Source organism: Pseudomonas sp. AD21 (assembly GCF_002878485.1).
Classification (GTDB): Bacteria; Pseudomonadota; Gammaproteobacteria; order Pseudomonadales; family Pseudomonadaceae; genus Aquipseudomonas.
The window spans coordinates 1-16,974 of sequence record NZ_NQYG01000036.1; the positions used below are offsets into that span (position 1 = coordinate 1).

Sequence of the window (16,974 nt, forward strand, 5' to 3'; positions counted from 1 at the left end):
CCCCTTCGCGAGCAAGCCCGCTCCCACATTTTGAAATGCGTTCCCCTGTGGGAGCGGGCTTGCTCGCGAAGGCGCCAGTCGCAACCTCAAATCAGAGACCAGACTTCAACCGGCTGAACGCCCGAATCAAAGCCCGATTGAACGCCTTGCCATTGTCATTCTTGCTGTACAGCGAAGCCCGCACCGCCTCTGACGGGTACGTCCCCGGATCATTGCGGATCGACGCATCCACCAAGCCGTCAGCCGCCGTGATCGCGTTGGCGTAGTGGATGGTGTCGGTGATCGGCGCGATCACCTCCGGGGTCATCAGGTAATCCATCAACGCCAGCCCGGCCTGCGGATGCGGTGCATCCTTGGGAATGACCATGGCATCAAACCAGATCAGCGTGCCCTCTTTCGGGATGCGATAACTGAGCTTGAACGGCTTGTTCGCCGCCTGCGCCTGCCCTGCCGCAATCGCCACGTTGCCGTTCCACGACATCGCCACACAGGTGTTGCCATTGGCCAGGTCGCTGATGTTCAGGTCATTGTCGAAGTAGCGAATGTACGGGCGGATCTTCGCCAGTTGCTGCTCGGCGAGTTTCAGGTCGTCGAGGTTTTGCCGGTTGATGTCCAGGTCCATGTACTTCATGACCGCCGCAAAAACCTCGTTCGGATCATTGAGCAGGCTCACCCCGCAATCAGCGAATTTCGACACCACCGCCGGATCGAACAGCATCGCCCAGCTGTCCTTTGGCGCATCGGGCAAACGCTTTTTGACAGCCTCCTCCTGATAGCCCACGCCCGTGGTGCCCCAGGCATAGATCCCGGCGTAACGGTTGCCCGGATCGAACACCGCCATGTGCTGACGAAACTCCTCGCCAACCCCGGCAAAGTGCGGCACCCGTGCCTTGTCCAGTGGCTGGATCGCACCGCTTTCAATGGCCCGTGACAGATGCTGGCCGGCGGTCAGCACCAGGTCATAACCACTGCGCCCGGTGAGCAGTTTGGTCTCCACGGTTTCCAGCGAATCGAAGTGATCGGCAACCACGTGAATGCCGGTTTTCGCTTCGAAATTCTTCAGCGTATCCGGGGCCAGGTACTCGCCCCAGATGTACAGGTTGACCACCGGTTTGGCAGTGTCGGCGGCCTGCACACACAGGGGTGCAAGCACCAGCAATAACGCTTGAGTCAGTTTGTGCAGGCCCATCATCACACCCCCTTCTTGTATGGCGTGCCGGCGTACTGCGGCATGGTGATACACGCGACGTTGCCGCCACCAAGGAGGATTTCCCGGGAGTTATCAATGCCGACGATCTTGTGCTGCGGGAACAGCTCGGCGAGGGTCGCCAGTGCCACCTGATCGTTGCGATCACCGAACAGCGGCACCACGATCGAGCTGTTGCCGGCGTAGTAGTTGATGTACGACGCGCAGATTTTGGTGCCGGCCTGACGGGTGTGGGTGCTGTCCTGCTGATCGAGGCCTTCGGCTTCTTCGGCGGTCCACTCCAGCACGTCCGGTTGCGGCAGCTTGTGCACGATCAACTCGCGGCCGCGACTGTCACGGGTGCTGCGCAGAATGTCGTAGGCCTCCTGATAGATTTCCCACTGCGGGTCGTCGCGGTTGTCGGTCCATTGCAGCACCACTTCGCCGGGGCGCACGAAGCACGCGAGGTCATCGACGTGGCCGTCGGTTTCATCGAACTTGCAGCCCCGTGGCAGCCAGATCACCTGCTCGGCGCCGAGGTAATCGGTCAGGCGTCGGGTGACTTCGTCCTTGCCCAGATGCTGATTGCGATTGCGGTTGAGCAGGCATTGTTCGGTGGTGAGGATGCTGCCCTGGCCGTCGCTCTGGATGCCGCCCAGTTCGGCAATCAGCGGTGCACGGTAACGGTCGAAACGTTCGATTTCGAGGATCTTGCTGGCGATCTGATCGTCCTTGTCCCACGGGTAATACAAGCCACCGTCGAGACCACCGTAGGCGTTGAACTCGAAATCGACGCCGCGCACTTCGCCGCTTTCATCGTTGACCACAAAGCACGGGCCGCTGTCGCGGAACCAGGTGTCGTTGCAGGTCATCTCGACCACGCGCACTTGCGGCGGCAACTGGCGGCGGGCGGTGGCGAATTGCGCGGCGGAGGCGCAGACGGTGACCAGTTCGCTGTGGGAAATGGCGGTGACGATCTGCACCCAGACTTTCTGTGCCGGTTTCGCGCCGTTGCGCCACACGTCGGTGCGCTCCGGCCAGCCGAGCCAGCAGCCGGACTTGCGTTCGAATTCGCCGGGCAGACGGAAACCGTCGTGTTTGGGGGTGGAGTCGAGCAAACGTGCCATGATCAAACCTCGTCTTGGGGTTGGGAATGACCACAGGCTACGGTCGCGGACGGCTAGCCCGCCAACGATGATTATTGCGGAACCATTGAATTCAATTCATCAATCGGTCAGCTGATCGTTGAACCATTCGAGCATCTGCGCCACCGCCGGACGCTCCAGGCGCAGCCGTTCGCAAACCAGCGCGTACTGGCCGAGCGCGGTCATGCTGGAGGTGAACGGTCGCACCAGTCGCCCGCTCTGCAAGTCCTCCTGCGCGGTCAGGTTGTCGCCCATCGCCACACCCTGCCCTTGCGCCGCCGCCTCCAGCGCCAGCCCGGCGTGGGCGAAATACAACTGGCGCTGCGGGCGCAGATCGCCGGCGTGGCTGGTGAGCCATGCGGTCCAGGTCTTGCCGTCCTGGTCATCGTGCAGCAGGCAGTGGCGCGCGAGGTCCTTGGGGGCTTTCAGGTTGCCCTGGTTGAACAGCCCGGGGCTGCACACCGGGAAGAACTGCAGCGCCGGCAACGGCCGCACGAAGTAGGCGCTGCTGTCCACCGGGCCGGTGCCGTAGGTGATCGCCAGGTCGATGTCTTCACCCGGCGCGCTGGCGTCGATCGGCTGTTCGTAGAGATGCAGGGTGATGTGCGGATAACGCGCATAGAAATCGGTGAGGCGGTTCATCAGCCACTTTTGCGCCAGCTCTGCGGTGACCGCGAGGCGCAACACCGCCAGCGAGGATGGATCGCGCAGTTCATCGCAGGCCTCGCCGATCAGTTCGAAGGCCTGCTGCAGGCTCTGCATCAGCCGTCCGGCGGCGATGGTTGGACGGATCTGCCGGCCTTCGCGGATGAACAGCGAGACACCCAGTTGTTCTTCGAGCTGACGGATCTGGTGGCTGACCGCGCTGTCGGTGACGCACAGCTCGGCGGCGGCCCGGCCGAAATGCGCGTGGCGGGCGGCGCATTCGAAAGTTCGCAGGGCGGCCAGTGAGGGGAGTTTTCGCATGGGGTGGGTGCCTTTTTTGTGGGACATGCTGACCGGGCTGGCGGTGGGCGTCCAGTGGCTGCGCGTTATCGTTCATCGCGAGCAGGCTCACTCCTACAGGGGCATGCGTTCCCTTGTAGGAGCGAGCCTGCTCGCGAAGGCGTCAGCATGATCGCCACAAACCTTCTAGGCTGAACCGCACCACTTCAGCCCACCGGAGGCCCCTCATGCACCTCGAAGGCTCCTGCCACTGCGGCGCCGTCACCTTCAGCCTGACCAGCGCCCACCCCTACCCTTATCAACGCTGCTACTGCTCGATCTGCCGCAAGACCCAGGGCGGTGGTGGCTATGCGATCAACCTCGGCGGCGACTCGGCCAGCCTCAAGGTTCAGGGGCGCAAACACATCTCGATCTACCACGCGAAGATGAAGGACGAAGGCGACAAACGTGCACACCGCAGCACCGCCGAACGGCATTTCTGCTCACTGTGCGGCAGCGGTTTATGGCTGTTCAGCCCGCAATGGCCGGAGCTGATCCACCCCTTCGCCTCGGCCATCGACACGCCGTTGCCGGTGCCGCCGGAGCACACGCACTTGATGCTCGGTTCGAAGGCGCCGTGGGTTGAGGTGAACGCAAAGCCCGGAGACAAGCAGTTTGAGGTTTATCCCCAAGAGTCAATTGCGCGGTGGCATGAGCGGTTGGGGTTGGTTAAATGAGCAGGGGTTTGTGGTGTGATTGATGGCCTCTTCGCGAGCAGGCTCCCTCCCACATCTGGAATGCATTCAACCTGTGGGAACGAGCCTGCTCGCGAAGAAGCCGGGACTGGCAACGCAAATCAATCCAGATGCGCCCAAGTCATCCGAAACGACGCCCCACCCCAAACCGATTCCCCGACCTCAACCTGCCCGCCATGGGATTGCGACACTCGCCGCACCAGCGCCAGCCCCAAGCCAAAACCGCCCGTGCGCCGATCACGGCTGGCATCCAGCCGCGAGAACGGCTCGAAGATCTTCTCCCGACCGTCCACCGGCACACCCGGGCCGTCGTCGTTGACCCGCACCTCGTAATAATCGCCGCTGCGCACCAGCGTCACTTCAACGCGCTGTTCGGCATAACGAATGGCATTGCGCAGCAGATTGATCACCGCTCGTGCCATGAAACGCGGCTCGATGCGCACGGTGTCGATCCGACAATCACCGATCAGCAACTGCACCCCCGCCGCTTCCGCCTCCAGCGCGACGCTGCCGACCACGCTGTCGAGCCAGTTGGCAGCCTGGATGTTTTCGCGCTTGATCACCGTCGCGCCGCGTTCGAGGCTGGCGTAGGTCAGCAGTTCGGAGACCATTTCCTCCAGCTCGCCAAGGTCGGCGTACATGTCGGCGATCAGTTCGCGGTTCTGGCTGGCGTCCGGTTGCTGCTTGAGCTGATCGAGCTCGAACGACAGCCGCGCAATCGGCGTACGCAGTTCATGGGACACCGCGTTGGTCAGCTCACGCTGATTGGCGATCAGGCTCTCGATGCGCGCCGCCATCAGATTGAAGTGCTCGGCCAGGTCGCGGATGTTCGAGCGCTTGGACAGTTGAATGCGCACCGACAGGTCGTTATCGCCAAAACGCTCGGCGGCCAGGCGCAGTTTCTCCAGATCGCGCCAGTGTGGGCGCACCCAGAAAAACAGCACGATGCCGATCAGCACCGCGAGCATCGCGTAAGCCACCGCGATGTAGAACGGCATCAGGCTTGGTTCCGGCGGCAGCTTGATGCTGAGCAACTGCGAACCACCGTCGATGTTGCTGATGAACTCGGTGTAGTTGTCGCGAATCACCAGCAGATTCTGCGCCAGTTCGGACTTTTCCTCAGGGCTGAGGGCCAGTTGATCGGCTTCCGCCAGCTTCAGCGACAAGCCGTAGTGCGGGCGCAACGCCTCCAGTTGTTGCTCGCGCGCCGCACCTTGTTGATCGCGCATGTGCTCGACCAGCGACCACGCCTGCCCGCGCACCGCTTCACGGTTGTAGGCCTGCATCTGATTGTCGAGCAACGCGTTGAAGGTGTGCTCGACGGTTTGCAGGGCCAATACCAGCCCCACCGTCATCACCAGAAACAGCCCGAGGAATAACCGCAGCATCTACAGCTCCCACGCGAACGGATTGAACAGATAGCCCTTGCCCCACACGGTCTTGATGCAGACTGGCTCACGGGGGTTGTCCTTGAGTTTGTTGCGCAACTTGCTGATATACACGTCGACGCTGCGATTGAGCCCGTCGAAGGCGATGCCGCGCATGCGGTTGAGGATGTCATCGCGCGACAGGGTCTTGCCGGCGGCGCTGGCCAGCAGCCACAGCAGTTCGAACTCCATGGTGGTCATTTCGATGATTTCGCCGGCCAGGCGTACTTCGCGACAGCTGCGATCGATGCTCAACCGGCCGAACTCCAGCGAGCTGACCACCCCGCTTTCCGGTACCTGGCGCCGCTGCAACGCGCGCAGCCGCGCCAGCAGCACCGGCGGTTTGATCGGTTTGATCACGTAGTCATCGGCGCCGGATTCCAGGCCGAGAATGTGGTCGAGGTCGTCTTCCTTGGCGGTGAGGATGACAATCGGCGTGTCCGACACGCTGCGGATTTCCCGGCACACGTGCAGCCCGCTCTGCCCTGGCAGCATCAGGTCGAGCACCACCACTTTGGGCTGGAACTCGAGAAACGCGGCTATCGCCAGATCACCGCGATGCACCGCGCGCACCTCGTAGCCATGCTGTTCGAGAAAGTGCGCAATCAGCGTGGCCAGACGCTCATCGTCCTCGACCACCAGGACCTTGCCAAAACCCAGGTTATCCATAACGACCGTCTGCCAACCCATGTGTGAAGTGGTCGACATTATGGCGGCAATCGCCGGTGTGGCGTTGTTGCAGGCAGCAAAAACCGGCCACTGGGGCCGGTTTTCGGTGATATTTCATACTCTTAAGAGTTTTTAACAGTTTGTGTGTCAGGCAGCGACCGGCACACCGCTGTGGAAGCGAAACTCTTCATCCGGCGATTCGATCAGTTCCTGCTCGGCAGCGCGGACCTTTTCGATCACCTGGGCGATGTCCTTCGCGTCGCCGTACTGGTAAGCCAGCTTCAGGTAACCCTGGAAATGCCGCGCTTCGCTTTTCAGCAGGCCGAAATAGAACTTGCCGAGTTCTTCGTCCAGATGCGGCACCAGCGCCTCGAATCGCTCGCAACTGCGTGCTTCGATGAACGCGCCGACCACCAGGGTATCGACCAGTTTTACCGGTTCGTGACTGCGCACCACTTTGCGCAGGCCCGAGGCATAGCGGCCGGCATGCAGTTGGCGCAACTCGATCTTGCGGCGCTTCATGATGCGCATGACTTGCTCGTGGTGCACCAGCTCTTCCCGGGCCAGACGCGACATCATGTTGATCAGGTCGACGTGGGAATGGTACTTGGCAATCAGGCTCAGCGCGGTGCTGGCAGCCTTGAACTCGCAGTTCTTGTGATCGATCAGCAGGGTTTCCTGATCGGCCAGTGCAGCCTGGACCCAGGCGTCGGGCGTGCGGCAGCCAAGGAATTCGTGGATTTCGGGCAGGATCATGGGGCTCACGGTAAAGGTATTGGCGCGAAGGGCGCCGATTATACCGGCCTGCCCGCAGACCACCAGTCGCAGGCGTTGATATGCATCAAGTCGCAGGCCGATGAGCAGCAACTATAGTTGTGCAACGCCGTGCCTTTTCTTTGCTGGAGACTCCGCTCATGCAAGCCATTCGCAGCATTCTGGTGGTCATCGAACCCGAACATTCGGAAAGCCTGGCGCTCAAGCGCGCCAAGTTGATCGCCGGCGTGACCCAGGCTCATCTGCACCTGCTGGTGTGTGACCGCAAGCACGACCACGCTGGCATGCTCGGCGTGCTCAAAGCCGCGCTGATCGCCGACGGCTACAGCGTGACCACCGAACAGGCGTGGAACGAGAGCCTGCACGAAACCATCATCGATGTGCAGCAGGCCGAAGGCTGCGGGCTGGTGATCAAACAGCACTTTCCTGACAGCGCGCTGAAAAAAGCCTTGCTGACCCCGGCTGACTGGAAACTGCTGCGCCACTGCCCAACCCCGGTGCTGCTGGTGAAAACCGGCACGCCGTGGAAGGACCGGGTGATTCTGGCGGCAGTTGACGTGGGCAACGCCGATGGCGAACACCGGCATTTGCACACCACCATCATTGATCATGGCTATGACATCGCCAGTCTGGCCAAGGGGCATCTGCATGTGATCAGTGCGCATCCGTCGCCGATGCTCTCGGCAGCCGACCCGACCTTACAGCTCAGCGAAACCATCGAGGCGCGTTATCGCGAGCAGTGCAAGGCGTTTCAGACGGAATTCGATGTCGATGAAGCCCATCTGCACATCGAGGAAGGCCCGGCGGATGTGCTGATTCCGTTCATGGCGCACAAGCTGCAGGCGGCGGTGACCGTGATCGGCACCGTGGCGCGGACCGGGTTGTCAGGGGCGCTGATCGGCAATACCGCCGAAGTGGTGCTGGATGCGCTGGAAAGCGACGTACTGGTGCTCAAGCCGCAGGAGGTTGAGGATCATCTGGTGGAGCTGGCGGTGAAGCATTAGGAACTGCGGCGTTTGAAAGTCTGTCTTCGCGAGCAAGCCCGCTCCCACATTTGGAGTGCATTCCCCTGTGGGAGCGGGCTTGCTCGCGAAGCTTTTGATCTTCAGGCGCCGAAGGCGTCTTTCAGGAAGACCGGGGCGATGTAGCGCTGGTAATGCGCTTCCGACAGCAGGAAGAATTCCCGATCAATGGCATCGCGCAACTCCGGCAGGTTCCAGTCGCGGAACTCCGGCAGCAACACCATCCCGTAGGCTTCCAGATTAATGATCACCCGCGCCCCGCGCGCAATCAGCTGATAGGCCCAGCAATATTCCGACTGATGCGGTACGAAGCGGATCTTGCGCTGTTCCAGTTGCTGGCGCAGACGCGCCGAATCGAAGATCTCGACCTTGCCCGCCATCACTTGTGACAGCAATTGTTCCAGCCGCAACCACACCGCGCGTTTCTCTTCCTCGCCGTAACCATTCCAGTTGATCACTTCATGGTGGAAACGCTTGCAGCCGCGGCACACCAGATCTCCGTAAACAGTGGAGCAGAGGCCGACGCAGGGGGTCTTGATGGTCTGATTGGGCATAAATTGGCAAAACACTGAAACGCGGAACAGGCCGGCATGTTAGCCCTTTGTCGGGCATTGATCACCCCTCAAATGTCAGGGACAAGCGCTGGATCGCGGTTTGACCCGCCCGCGCACAACGCCACCAAAGTCCAATAGAGTCCGACTTACCTTTAAATTTTTTTTGCCGTAGAATCAGCCAGCCTTTTAAGGCGCCAATGTCCGTTAGAAGCTGTTTTCAAAGCGTCACGAGCACAGTCGTTCCTTCAGAGCGGTGTTGGCGAAGGGTTTTTCCAGCGGGGAAAAGCCCAACGCCAACCCTCATCAGCTCCCCGTTCTGCAGGCGTAAAACTTTGAAAGCAGCTTCTGTAAGGAATTGCCGGTAATTCTGGCCAGACGACCCACAACGTCGTGAGGTGCATGAGTACGGCAATTTCGGGATGAGCGTCCCGGACACCCATTTGGGACCACTGATGAGGGTAATAACTGTGCTTGAAGCCTACCGCAAACATATCGAAGAGCGTGCAGCCCTGGGTATCGTTCCCCAGCCGCTTAACGCCGAACAAACTGCAGGCCTGGTCGAGCTGCTGAAGAATCCTCCGGCTGGCGAAGAAGCTTTCCTCGTTGACCTGATCACCAATCGCGTACCACCTGGAGTGGACGAAGCCGCTTACGTCAAAGCCGGTTTCCTGTCGGCTCTGGCCAAAGGCGAAGTCTCCTCCCCTCTGCTGGACAAGAAGCGCGCTGTAGAACTGCTCGGCACCATGCAGGGCGGCTACAACATCGTGACCCTGGTTGAACTGCTGGACAACGCCGAGCTGGCGCCAGTGGCTGCCGAAGAACTCAAGCACACCCTGCTGATGTTCGATGCCTTCCACGACGTGGCTGAAAAAGCCAAGAACGGCAACGCTCACGCCAAGGCCGTGCTGCAATCCTGGGCTGACGGCGAGTGGTTCAAGAAGCGCCCGGTGCTGGCCGACAAGATCAGCCTGCGCGTGTTCAAGGTCACCGGCGAAACCAACACCGACGACCTGTCCCCGGCGCCAGACGCCTGGTCGCGTCCTGACATCCCGCTGCACGCCCTGGCCATGCTGAAAATGGCCCGCGACGGCATCGTTCCGGACGAGCAAGGCAAGACCGGCCCGATGAAGCAGATCGAAGAAATGCGCGGTCAAGGCTTCCCGATCGCCTACGTCGGTGACGTGGTCGGTACCGGCTCCTCGCGTAAATCCGCTACCAACTCGGTACTGTGGTTCTTCGGCGACGACATCCCTTACGTGCCGAACAAGCGCGCTGGCGGTTTCTGCTTCGGCAGCAAAATCGCTCCGATCTTCTACAACACCATGGAAGATGCCGGCGCACTGCCAATCGAGTTCGACGTTACCAACATGAACATGGGCGACGTGATCGACCTGTACCCACATGCTGGCAAAGTCTGCAAACACGGCACTGACGAAGTCCTGACCACCTTCGAAATGAAGACCCCGGTGCTGCTGGACGAAGTTCGTGCTGGCGGTCGTATCCCGCTGATCATCGGCCGTGGCCTGACCGAGAAGGCTCGCGCCGAACTGGGTCTGCCTGCGTTCGACCTGTTCAAGAAGCCTGATGCACCGATCGAAAGCACCAAGGGTTACACCCTGGCGCAGAAAATGGTCGGCAAGGCTTGTGGTCTGGCAGAAGGCAAAGGCATTCGTCCTGGCACCTATTGCGAACCGAAGATGACCACCGTAGGTTCTCAGGACACCACCGGTCCAATGACCCGTGACGAACTGAAAGACCTGGCGTGCCTGGGCTTCTCGGCTGACCTGGTGATGCAGTCCTTCTGCCACACCGCGGCGTATCCGAAGCCGATCGACGTAACCACCCACCACACCCTGCCTGACTTCATCATGACCCGCGGCGGCGTTTCCCTGCGTCCGGGCGACGGCATCATCCACTCGTGGCTGAACCGCATGCTGCTGCCAGACACCGTCGGTACCGGTGGTGACTCGCACACCCGTTTCCCGATGGGCATCTCGTTCCCGGCCGGTTCCGGTCTGGTTGCGTTCGCCGCTGCCACCGGCGTCATGCCGCTGGACATGCCGGAATCGATCCTGGTGCGCTTCAAAGGCAAGATGAAACCTGGCATCACCCTGCGTGACCTGGTTCATGCCATTCCTTACTTCGCCATCCAGAACGGTCTGCTGACCGTGGAGAAGAAAGGCAAGAAAAACGCCTTCTCCGGCCGCATCCTGGAAATCGAAGGCCTGGAAGGTCTGACCCTGGAACAGGCGTTCGAACTGTCCGACGCCTCGGCCGAACGTTCGGCTGCCGGTTGCACCATCAAGCTGTCGAAAGAGTCGATCACCGAGTACCTGAACTCCAACATCACCCTGCTGCGCTGGATGATCGGCGAAGGCTACGGCGATGCACGTACCCTGGAACGTCGTGCTCAAGCGATGGAAGCCTGGGTTGCCAACCCGGAACTGATGGAAGCCGATGCCGACGCCGAATACGCCGAAGTCATCGAAATCGATCTGGCCGACATCAGCGAGCCTGTACTGTGCGCGCCGAACGACCCGGACGACGCCCGTCTGCTGTCCAGCGTTGCTGGCGAGAAGATCGACGAAGTGTTCATCGGTTCGTGCATGACCAACATCGGTCACTTCCGCGCTGCCGGTAAACTGCTGGATCAGGTCAAGGGTCAGTTGCCAACCCGTCTGTGGCTGTCGCCACCGACCAAGATGGACGCTCACCAACTGACCGAAGAAGGCTACTACGGCATCTACGGCAAGGCTGGCGCGCGCATGGAAATGCCAGGCTGCTCGCTGTGCATGGGTAACCAGGCACGCGTTGAGCCGAACAGCACTGTGGTCTCGACTTCCACCCGTAACTTCCCGAACCGTCTGGGCGACGGCGCGAACGTCTACCTGGCTTCGGCTGAGCTGGCGTCCGTTGCTTCGATCCTGGGTCGCCTGCCGACCGTCGAGGAGTACATGGAATACGCTGGCAAGATCGACAGCATGGCGGCCGATGTCTACCGCTACCTGTCCTTCGACCAGATCGCCGAGTTCCGTGAAGCTGCTGCGAACGCCAAGATCCCGGTCGTTCAAGCCTAACGTTGCAACGCAATGAAAAATGCCGCCCATCGTGAGATGAGCGGCGTTTTTTTATGCCTTGAATACCGATCCCTTGTAGGAGTGAGCCTGCTCGCGATAGCGGTGTGTCAGCTACATTTTTATCGACTGACACAACGCTATCGCGAGCAGGCTCACTCCTACAGGGGATTATGGGTTGAGCTTGCGGGCCTGCTGCACCGCGCCATCCACGCTCAACCCACTGAGGATCACCCCGTTGGCCGTCACCTCCGGCAACGCCTCCAACACCGCCAGCGCTTCATGCTTGAGCCGCGCCAGAATCAGCCGCTTGCCTTCCTGATGCACCCGCAGAAAAAACTCCTGCATCGCCTCGATACTGGTGCCATCCAGATCCGGGGTTTCTTCAAGACTGAGGATCACCGTGTGCACCGGCGCGTCCGAATGCCGAATCAGACGCAATGCCGCGCCGAGAATCCGCTCCACATTGGCAAAGAACAACGCTTCACTGGGCCGCACAATCAACACCCCCGGCTCAGAGACAGCCGTCGGATGCCGCTGCAGATCGACAAAGTCATGCCCGCCGTCGATCCGCCCGAGTACCTGAATATCCGCCGCCGACATCTGCTTTAGCATCAGCAACACGCTGATGGCCACCGACACCAGCAACCCGTCGAGAATCCCCAGCACCAGCACCGCTCCCACCGCGCACAACACCAGCACCCGGTCCCGCCGCCAGACGAAGTAACGCCCCAGCGGTTGCAGACTCAAGCCACGGCCCAGCGCATGCATGACGATGGCGGCCAGAATCGGTTCCGGTGTCAGGGCAATCCACGGCAATACAGTCAACACGATCACCAGCACCACCAGCGCCGCCACGCCCCCGGCCCAGCGTGAAGTTGCCCCGGCCGCCTCGTTCGCCGACGTCGCCGAATACCCTGCCCCCGCCGGCATGCCATGAAACAGCCCGGACAACAGGTTCGATGCACCCAACGCCAGCAGGTCACGGTTGGAGGTCACACGATCACCGTGCTTGAGCGCGAACGAACTGATCGAGCCGTATGACTCGGCATACAGAATCATCACCAGCGCAAACCCTACTTCGCCCAGCCGTAGCCAATCGGCGAACGGCAGCACCGGCAGGTTCGGCACCTCCAGGCTCAGGTCGATCAAGCCGATCAGCGGCACACCATGTGCCGGCAGATTCAGCCATTGCCCGGCAACGATGCCGATTACCACCACCAGCAAACCACCGGGCACCCGTGGAAAGCGGGCAAACAACCCCAACAGTACCAACGCAACGGCTGCCACAGCGGCGGCCGGCCAGTTCCATTGCGGCAATTGTTCAAGCAGTTGCGGGGCGAAACGCACCAGATTGGCATCAGTCAGGTGCACGCCGACCACACTGGCGACCTGCTTGAGAATGATGGTCAGCGCCAGGCCGAAGGCGAATCCGCGCAACACCGGTTTGGCGATAAACGAGGTGACGCTGCCGAAACGAAAGATACCCGCCAGCAGGAACAGGCCGCCAGTGACCAGCACCAGCCCGACCGCCAGCGTCGCGCGCAACTGCGGGTCGCCATTGGCCATGGTCGCGGTGGCCGCCGCCAGCACCGCCGCCGATGAAGACGTGGCGGAAACAATGGCAAAGCGGCTGGTGCCAAATAGCCCGTAGCAGAGCAACCCGGCAAACAGGGCAATCACCCCGGCCTGGGGCGCCAGCGCGGCGATGGTCGAATACGCGACCGCTTCGGGCAACAGCAGACCGGCAATCGACAGGCCGGCGAGGATGTCCTGCCAGCGATTGGGTGGTTCTACAGGTTGGGGCGCGCTCGACAATCCACTGTCTCCAGACGAAAAAAAGCCGCTGTGCGCATCACGCACAGCGGCCACTGTAGCTGAGTCTCTAACGCTTTGGCTTACGCCGTCAGCGAATAAATCACCGCCGAAATAGCCACCAGACCTACTGCGGTGACAAACACGTTCGAGGCCTGACCGCGATAGCGCGCCATCGCTGGCACTTTACGAATCGCGTACATCGGCATCAGGAACAGGATCGCAGCGATCACTGGACCACCGACGGCCTCGATCATCCCGAGAATGCTCGGGTTCAGGGTCGCAACGATCCAGCACACGACCAGCATGAACGCCGCCACGATACGGTCCAGCGCCTTGGCGCCCGGACGCTTGCCGGTCTTGACGATCAGGCCCTTGAGGCCTTCGCTGGCCCCGATATAGTGGCCGAGGAACGACTTGGAGATCGCCACGAATGCAATCAACGGCGCCGCAAACGCGATGGCCGGGTTGCTGAAGTGGTTGGCCAGGTACGACAGGATCGACAGGTTCTGCGCCTTGGCTTCGGCCAGTTGTTCCGGCGACAGGGTCAGCACGCAGCTGAAGACGAAGAACAGCACCATCACCACCATCAACAGGTGGGCGCGGCAGAGGATCTGCGAACTGCGTTGTTCTGCGTTAGCACCGTAGCGACGCTTCTGATCCACCGCGAACGCCGAGATGATCGGCGAGTGGTTGAACGAGAACACCATCACCGGAATCGCCAGCCACATTGTGTGCAACAGCGCCGACGGCGCCGGTACTTGCGAAGCAGTAGTCAGGATGCCGCCGTTCCAGTGCGGAATCAGGTACACCGCCAGGAACAGTAGCGCGACGATGAACGGATACACCATCAGGCTCATCGCCTTGACGATCGCCTGTTCGCCACAACGCACCACCGCCAGCAGGCCGAGGATCAGCACGAACGACAGCAGCGCGCGCGGTGGCGGCGTGATGTGCAGTTGGTGCTCGAGGAAACTGGCGACCGTGTTGGTCAGGCCGACGCTGTAGATCAGCAGGATCGGGAAGATGGCGAAGAAGTACAGCAGAGTAATCAGTGCACCGGCCTTGATGCCGAAATGCTGCTCGACCACCTCGGTGATGTCAGCGCCTTCGCGACCGGAAAGCACGAAGCGGGTCAAACCGCGGTGAGCGAAGAATGTCATCGGGAAGGCCAGCAGCGCGAGGATCACCAGCGGCCAGAAGCCCCCCAGACCCGCGTTGATCGGCAAAAACAGGGTACCGGCGCCAATGGCCGTCCCGAACAGTCCCAACATCCACGTGGTGTCATGGCGATTCCAGCTCGACAGTTCAGCTGGTGCTGCCGCTACATAGCGTTCGTCGACGCTATTGGCCTGATCATTCATCCGGTCGGATCTCCGCATTCCGGTCACTTGCCACTCGGTCAGGACGCGTCGGAAAAAACCGACAGACATGCTCCGGCCGAAACAGGGGCGCGATTCTCCGCGATAAATGAGCAGAAGCAAAGACTTAGCTGAGGAATGGTTGTACGGAGCAGATCAGCGGGTTGTCGCTTTCGGGAAAATGGTTGTCGGCAACAGGTATGCGCCATGTCGCTTTCTGGCAAGCTTCAGTGCAATGTGCGATCGGGAAGACTTGGTCAGATCGATCGGGCCAGGAGGAATCCGAGTGACATGCAAAAAAGGCCGAAACCTAACAGTCCCAAGATTGGAACCATTTCGCCTTTGTGTTTGATGCGCATTTTTTCAACGCATTCATCGTACTCTCGATCCGCTCGCTCAATCATGGCCTGACGGTCAAATGTGTTCATAGTGATTTCCTTATTGGGGACATGGCTCTGAATAGTGAGAAACGCGAACACTCAAAACTTAAGTGAAAGGCCTACTACTGCCGCTGTCGCGGTTAACACCCCAGTGACTACCGCGAGTGGATAAAAATACGTCTCCCACCTCAGCTTTTTTTCTTCTGCCATGAGCTTTTTCCGTTCAGCCGCAAGCTTGCGTGTTTCGCTCAGTAGCCGTTCGAGTTCCAGATGTTCTCGATTGTTTTGAAGCATTCGCCTTCCTTGGCTGTTGGCAGTGACTGCCCGGGCTGCTCTGTGCCCACATGATTTCGTGTTCATCGCCGTTCCGATAGCAGATGCATCCGCCAACTTCGCAGGCAGAATCCGCAAGTTTCGTAGGTAGCCTCCGACGCTTTCGCAAGCTGGCTCATACCCACAGGTGATCACCTTCCAAAGGTGGGAGCGAGCCTGCTCGCGAATGCATCGGTTCACCCACCCGATACTTTCAATTTCGCCCAGATCATCTAGCGTGAATGAGTCCCCTGCCCCAAGGAGTCTCTGCCCATGCCCCTCGTCCGCGTCGAAATCAAAAAACACGCCGATCCCACGTTCGCCAAACGCATTGGCGAGCAGATCTACGCCGCCATGCGTCACACCATTAACGTGCCGGAACACGACAACTTCCAGATTCTCAACGAACATGATGCCGAGCATTTCATCTTCGACCCGCAGTACCTGGGCATCCAGCGCAGCGATCAGTTGGTGATCATCCAGATCACCCTCAACGAAGGCCGGACGCTGGAGCAGAAAAAGGCCCTGTACCAGACCATTGCGCAAAGCCTGAACACACAACTGGGCATTCGCCTGGAAGACGTGTTCATCAATCTGGTGGAAGTCAAAAAGGAGAATTGGTCGTTCGGCAACGGCATCGCTCAATACGCCAGTTGACAGCCCTTCGCCGCCGCCAGCATGATCGGCGCATGAACATTCGCCCGCTGCACCACACCCGTACCACCACGACCGCCACTGGCGGGTCGTGGTGTGGCTGCCTGAGGTGAATCCAGCGCAGTGAACCCAAGGCCCCGCCAGCAATGGACGGGGCCTTGTTGTTTCTCCCGTCCGTGCGGCACTTGCAGCCCTCAAGGAGAAACACCATGTCCGCAGCACTGTTGATCATCGATATGCAGGTCGGTCTGTTCCATGGCCCGGAAAAACCCCACGACGGCGAACGTGTGCTCGCCAACATCCAGCACCTGATCCACCAGGCACGCCAGCAACACGTGCCGATCTATGCCGTACGCCACACCGGCCCGGCGGGCTCGCCGATTGCTGCTGGCAGCGCCTTCTGGCAATTGCTGCCGGAACTCGAACTCAAGGCTGACGCCGACCACCTGTTTGATAAATCCCGGCCCAACGCTTTCCACGGCACGGATGTGGCGCCGCAGCTCAATGCTGCACAGATCGACGACCTGTACCTCGTCGGCATGAAGACTCAGTTCTGCATCGATGCCACCTGCCGCGCCGCTGCCGATCTGGGCTTCAAGGCGCTGCTGGTGGCCGACGCGCACACCTGCATGGACACCCCGGCGCTGCCTGCCCAAGCCATCATCGAGCACCACAACGCCACCCTCGGTGGCACGTTCGTGCGGCTGATCAACAGTGCCGACGTGACTTTCTGAATCGAATCTGAGCCGCCGCACCAAAGTGCGGCGGCGTCAATGCGCAATCTGCAACTGCATTTGTTTTCCTACAAGCCTGTTTAAGCCCTTACTGTTACCAATGATGTTTATCAACAGCAACAGCCGACTCATCGCGCAAAAAACAACGCTTTAACACCCAAACAAGCCCGACACCTCAGATTAATCCT

General features: G+C 60.4%; 16 protein-coding genes. 5 read left to right on the forward strand and 11 right to left on the reverse strand.

Annotated elements, in window-relative coordinates:
• Positions 1 to 91 precede the first annotated feature (91 nt).
• The 3 genes from PseAD21_RS19475 to PseAD21_RS19485 form a co-directional block, all read right to left on the reverse strand.
• Positions 92 to 1,189 (reverse strand): extracellular solute-binding protein, encoded by a 1,098-nt coding sequence (locus tag PseAD21_RS19475; protein WP_102357219.1) that lies wholly within the window; start codon positions 1,187 to 1,189, stop codon positions 92 to 94.
• Between the two features lie 2 nt (positions 1,190 to 1,191).
• The gene (gene aguA, locus PseAD21_RS19480; RefSeq protein WP_102357153.1) at positions 1,192 to 2,313 is read right to left on the reverse strand and encodes an agmatine deiminase; all 1,122 of its coding nucleotides are present in this window, start codon (positions 2,311 to 2,313) and stop codon (positions 1,192 to 1,194) included.
• Between the two features lie 99 nt (positions 2,314 to 2,412).
• Entirely contained in the window at positions 2,413 to 3,297 is an 885-nt protein-coding gene (locus PseAD21_RS19485) for a LysR substrate-binding domain-containing protein (RefSeq protein WP_102357154.1), read from the reverse strand.
• A 206-nt stretch (positions 3,298 to 3,503) separates the two neighbouring features.
• Between PseAD21_RS19485 and PseAD21_RS19490 the strand changes: the two genes are divergently transcribed.
• Positions 3,504 to 3,992 carry a GFA family protein gene (locus tag PseAD21_RS19490; protein ID WP_102357156.1) on the forward strand — a complete coding sequence of 163 codons (489 nt, stop codon included), beginning with the start codon at positions 3,504 to 3,506 and terminating at the stop codon, positions 3,990 to 3,992.
• Positions 3,993 to 4,111: 119 nt separating this feature from the next.
• Here the strand turns inward: PseAD21_RS19490 and PseAD21_RS19495 are convergent, their stop codons facing one another.
• From PseAD21_RS19495 to PseAD21_RS19505, 3 genes are all read right to left on the reverse strand, one after another.
• Positions 4,112 to 5,398 (reverse strand): ATP-binding protein, encoded by a 1,287-nt coding sequence (locus PseAD21_RS19495; RefSeq protein WP_102357158.1) that lies wholly within the window; start codon positions 5,396 to 5,398, stop codon positions 4,112 to 4,114.
• Positions 5,399 to 6,106, reverse strand: a complete 708-nt coding sequence (locus PseAD21_RS19500) for a response regulator (RefSeq protein WP_102357160.1) — start codon at positions 6,104 to 6,106, stop codon at positions 5,399 to 5,401. It lies immediately after the preceding gene.
• Between the two features lie 147 nt (positions 6,107 to 6,253).
• Positions 6,254 to 6,862 (reverse strand): tRNA-(ms[2]io[6]A)-hydroxylase, encoded by a 609-nt coding sequence (locus PseAD21_RS19505; protein ID WP_095047457.1) that lies wholly within the window; start codon positions 6,860 to 6,862, stop codon positions 6,254 to 6,256.
• A 158-nt stretch (positions 6,863 to 7,020) separates the two neighbouring features.
• Here PseAD21_RS19505 and PseAD21_RS19515 point away from each other — a divergent pair, with 158 nt between their 5' ends.
• Positions 7,021 to 7,884 carry a universal stress protein gene (locus tag PseAD21_RS19515; RefSeq protein ID WP_102357163.1) on the forward strand — a complete coding sequence of 288 codons (864 nt, stop codon included), beginning with the start codon at positions 7,021 to 7,023 and terminating at the stop codon, positions 7,882 to 7,884.
• Between the two features lie 101 nt (positions 7,885 to 7,985).
• Here the strand turns inward: PseAD21_RS19515 and PseAD21_RS19520 are convergent, their stop codons facing one another.
• Entirely contained in the window at positions 7,986 to 8,456 is a 471-nt protein-coding gene (locus PseAD21_RS19520) for a DUF1289 domain-containing protein (protein ID WP_102357165.1), read from the reverse strand.
• 467 nt (positions 8,457 to 8,923) lie between these two features.
• On the opposite strand from PseAD21_RS19520, the gene acnB reads away from it, so the two are divergent.
• Positions 8,924 to 11,533, forward strand: a complete 2,610-nt coding sequence (gene acnB, locus PseAD21_RS19525) for a bifunctional aconitate hydratase 2/2-methylisocitrate dehydratase (RefSeq protein ID WP_102357167.1) — start codon at positions 8,924 to 8,926, stop codon at positions 11,531 to 11,533.
• 168 nt (positions 11,534 to 11,701) lie between these two features.
• Here the strand turns inward: acnB and PseAD21_RS19535 are convergent, their stop codons facing one another.
• The 4 genes from PseAD21_RS19535 to PseAD21_RS19545 all read right to left on the reverse strand — a co-directional run bounded on the left by PseAD21_RS19535 (position 11,702) and on the right by PseAD21_RS19545 (position 15,380).
• Complete coding sequence (locus PseAD21_RS19535) at positions 11,702 to 13,348, reverse strand: SulP family inorganic anion transporter (RefSeq protein ID WP_102357168.1); 1,647 nt, start codon at positions 13,346 to 13,348, stop codon at positions 11,702 to 11,704.
• Positions 13,349 to 13,428: 80 nt separating this feature from the next.
• The gene (locus PseAD21_RS19540; RefSeq protein WP_102357170.1) at positions 13,429 to 14,709 is read right to left on the reverse strand and encodes an HAAAP family serine/threonine permease; all 1,281 of its coding nucleotides are present in this window, start codon (positions 14,707 to 14,709) and stop codon (positions 13,429 to 13,431) included.
• 254 nt (positions 14,710 to 14,963) lie between these two features.
• On the reverse strand, positions 14,964 to 15,134 hold the full coding sequence (locus tag PseAD21_RS29780; protein ID WP_178082144.1) for a hypothetical protein: 171 nt from the start codon (positions 15,132 to 15,134) through the stop codon (positions 14,964 to 14,966).
• 51 nt (positions 15,135 to 15,185) lie between these two features.
• The gene (locus PseAD21_RS19545) at positions 15,186 to 15,380 is read right to left on the reverse strand and encodes a hypothetical protein (protein ID WP_102357172.1); all 195 of its coding nucleotides are present in this window, start codon (positions 15,378 to 15,380) and stop codon (positions 15,186 to 15,188) included.
• Between the two features lie 291 nt (positions 15,381 to 15,671).
• Between PseAD21_RS19545 and PseAD21_RS19550 the strand changes: the two genes are divergently transcribed.
• The gene (locus tag PseAD21_RS19550) at positions 15,672 to 16,055 is read left to right on the forward strand and encodes a tautomerase family protein (RefSeq protein ID WP_102357173.1); all 384 of its coding nucleotides are present in this window, start codon (positions 15,672 to 15,674) and stop codon (positions 16,053 to 16,055) included.
• A gap of 206 nt (positions 16,056 to 16,261) precedes the next feature.
• Positions 16,262 to 16,786, forward strand: coding sequence for a cysteine hydrolase family protein (locus tag PseAD21_RS19555; protein WP_102357175.1), 525 nt, complete (start codon positions 16,262 to 16,264; stop codon positions 16,784 to 16,786).
• Positions 16,787 to 16,974: the final 188 nt, after the last annotated feature.

What these genes read in the sequence shown, in the direction of transcription:
- PseAD21_RS19475 (WP_102357219.1), bottom strand. Translation starts at nt 1,189, where the DNA reads ATGGGCCTGCACAAACTGACTCAAGCGTTATTGCTGGTGCTTGCACCC.
- aguA (WP_102357153.1), bottom strand. Translation starts at nt 2,313, where the DNA reads ATGGCACGTTTGCTCGACTCCACCCCCAAACACGACGGTTTCCGTCTG.
- PseAD21_RS19485 (WP_102357154.1), bottom strand. Translation starts at nt 3,297, where the DNA reads ATGCGAAAACTCCCCTCACTGGCCGCCCTGCGAACTTTCGAATGCGCC.
- PseAD21_RS19490 (WP_102357156.1), top strand. Translation starts at nt 3,504, where the DNA reads ATGCACCTCGAAGGCTCCTGCCACTGCGGCGCCGTCACCTTCAGCCTG.
- PseAD21_RS19495 (WP_102357158.1), bottom strand. Translation starts at nt 5,398, where the DNA reads ATGCTGCGGTTATTCCTCGGGCTGTTTCTGGTGATGACGGTGGGGCTG.
- PseAD21_RS19500 (WP_102357160.1), bottom strand. Translation starts at nt 6,106, where the DNA reads ATGGATAACCTGGGTTTTGGCAAGGTCCTGGTGGTCGAGGACGATGAG.
- PseAD21_RS19505 (WP_095047457.1), bottom strand. Translation starts at nt 6,862, where the DNA reads ATGATCCTGCCCGAAATCCACGAATTCCTTGGCTGCCGCACGCCCGAC.
- PseAD21_RS19515 (WP_102357163.1), top strand. Translation starts at nt 7,021, where the DNA reads ATGCAAGCCATTCGCAGCATTCTGGTGGTCATCGAACCCGAACATTCG.
- PseAD21_RS19520 (WP_102357165.1), bottom strand. Translation starts at nt 8,456, where the DNA reads ATGCCCAATCAGACCATCAAGACCCCCTGCGTCGGCCTCTGCTCCACT.
- PseAD21_RS19540 (WP_102357170.1), bottom strand. Translation starts at nt 14,709, where the DNA reads ATGAATGATCAGGCCAATAGCGTCGACGAACGCTATGTAGCGGCAGCA.
- PseAD21_RS29780 (WP_178082144.1), bottom strand. Translation starts at nt 15,134, where the DNA reads ATGAACACATTTGACCGTCAGGCCATGATTGAGCGAGCGGATCGAGAG.
- PseAD21_RS19545 (WP_102357172.1), bottom strand. Translation starts at nt 15,380, where the DNA reads ATGCTTCAAAACAATCGAGAACATCTGGAACTCGAACGGCTACTGAGC.
- PseAD21_RS19550 (WP_102357173.1), top strand. Translation starts at nt 15,672, where the DNA reads ATGCCCCTCGTCCGCGTCGAAATCAAAAAACACGCCGATCCCACGTTC.
- PseAD21_RS19555 (WP_102357175.1), top strand. Translation starts at nt 16,262, where the DNA reads ATGTCCGCAGCACTGTTGATCATCGATATGCAGGTCGGTCTGTTCCAT.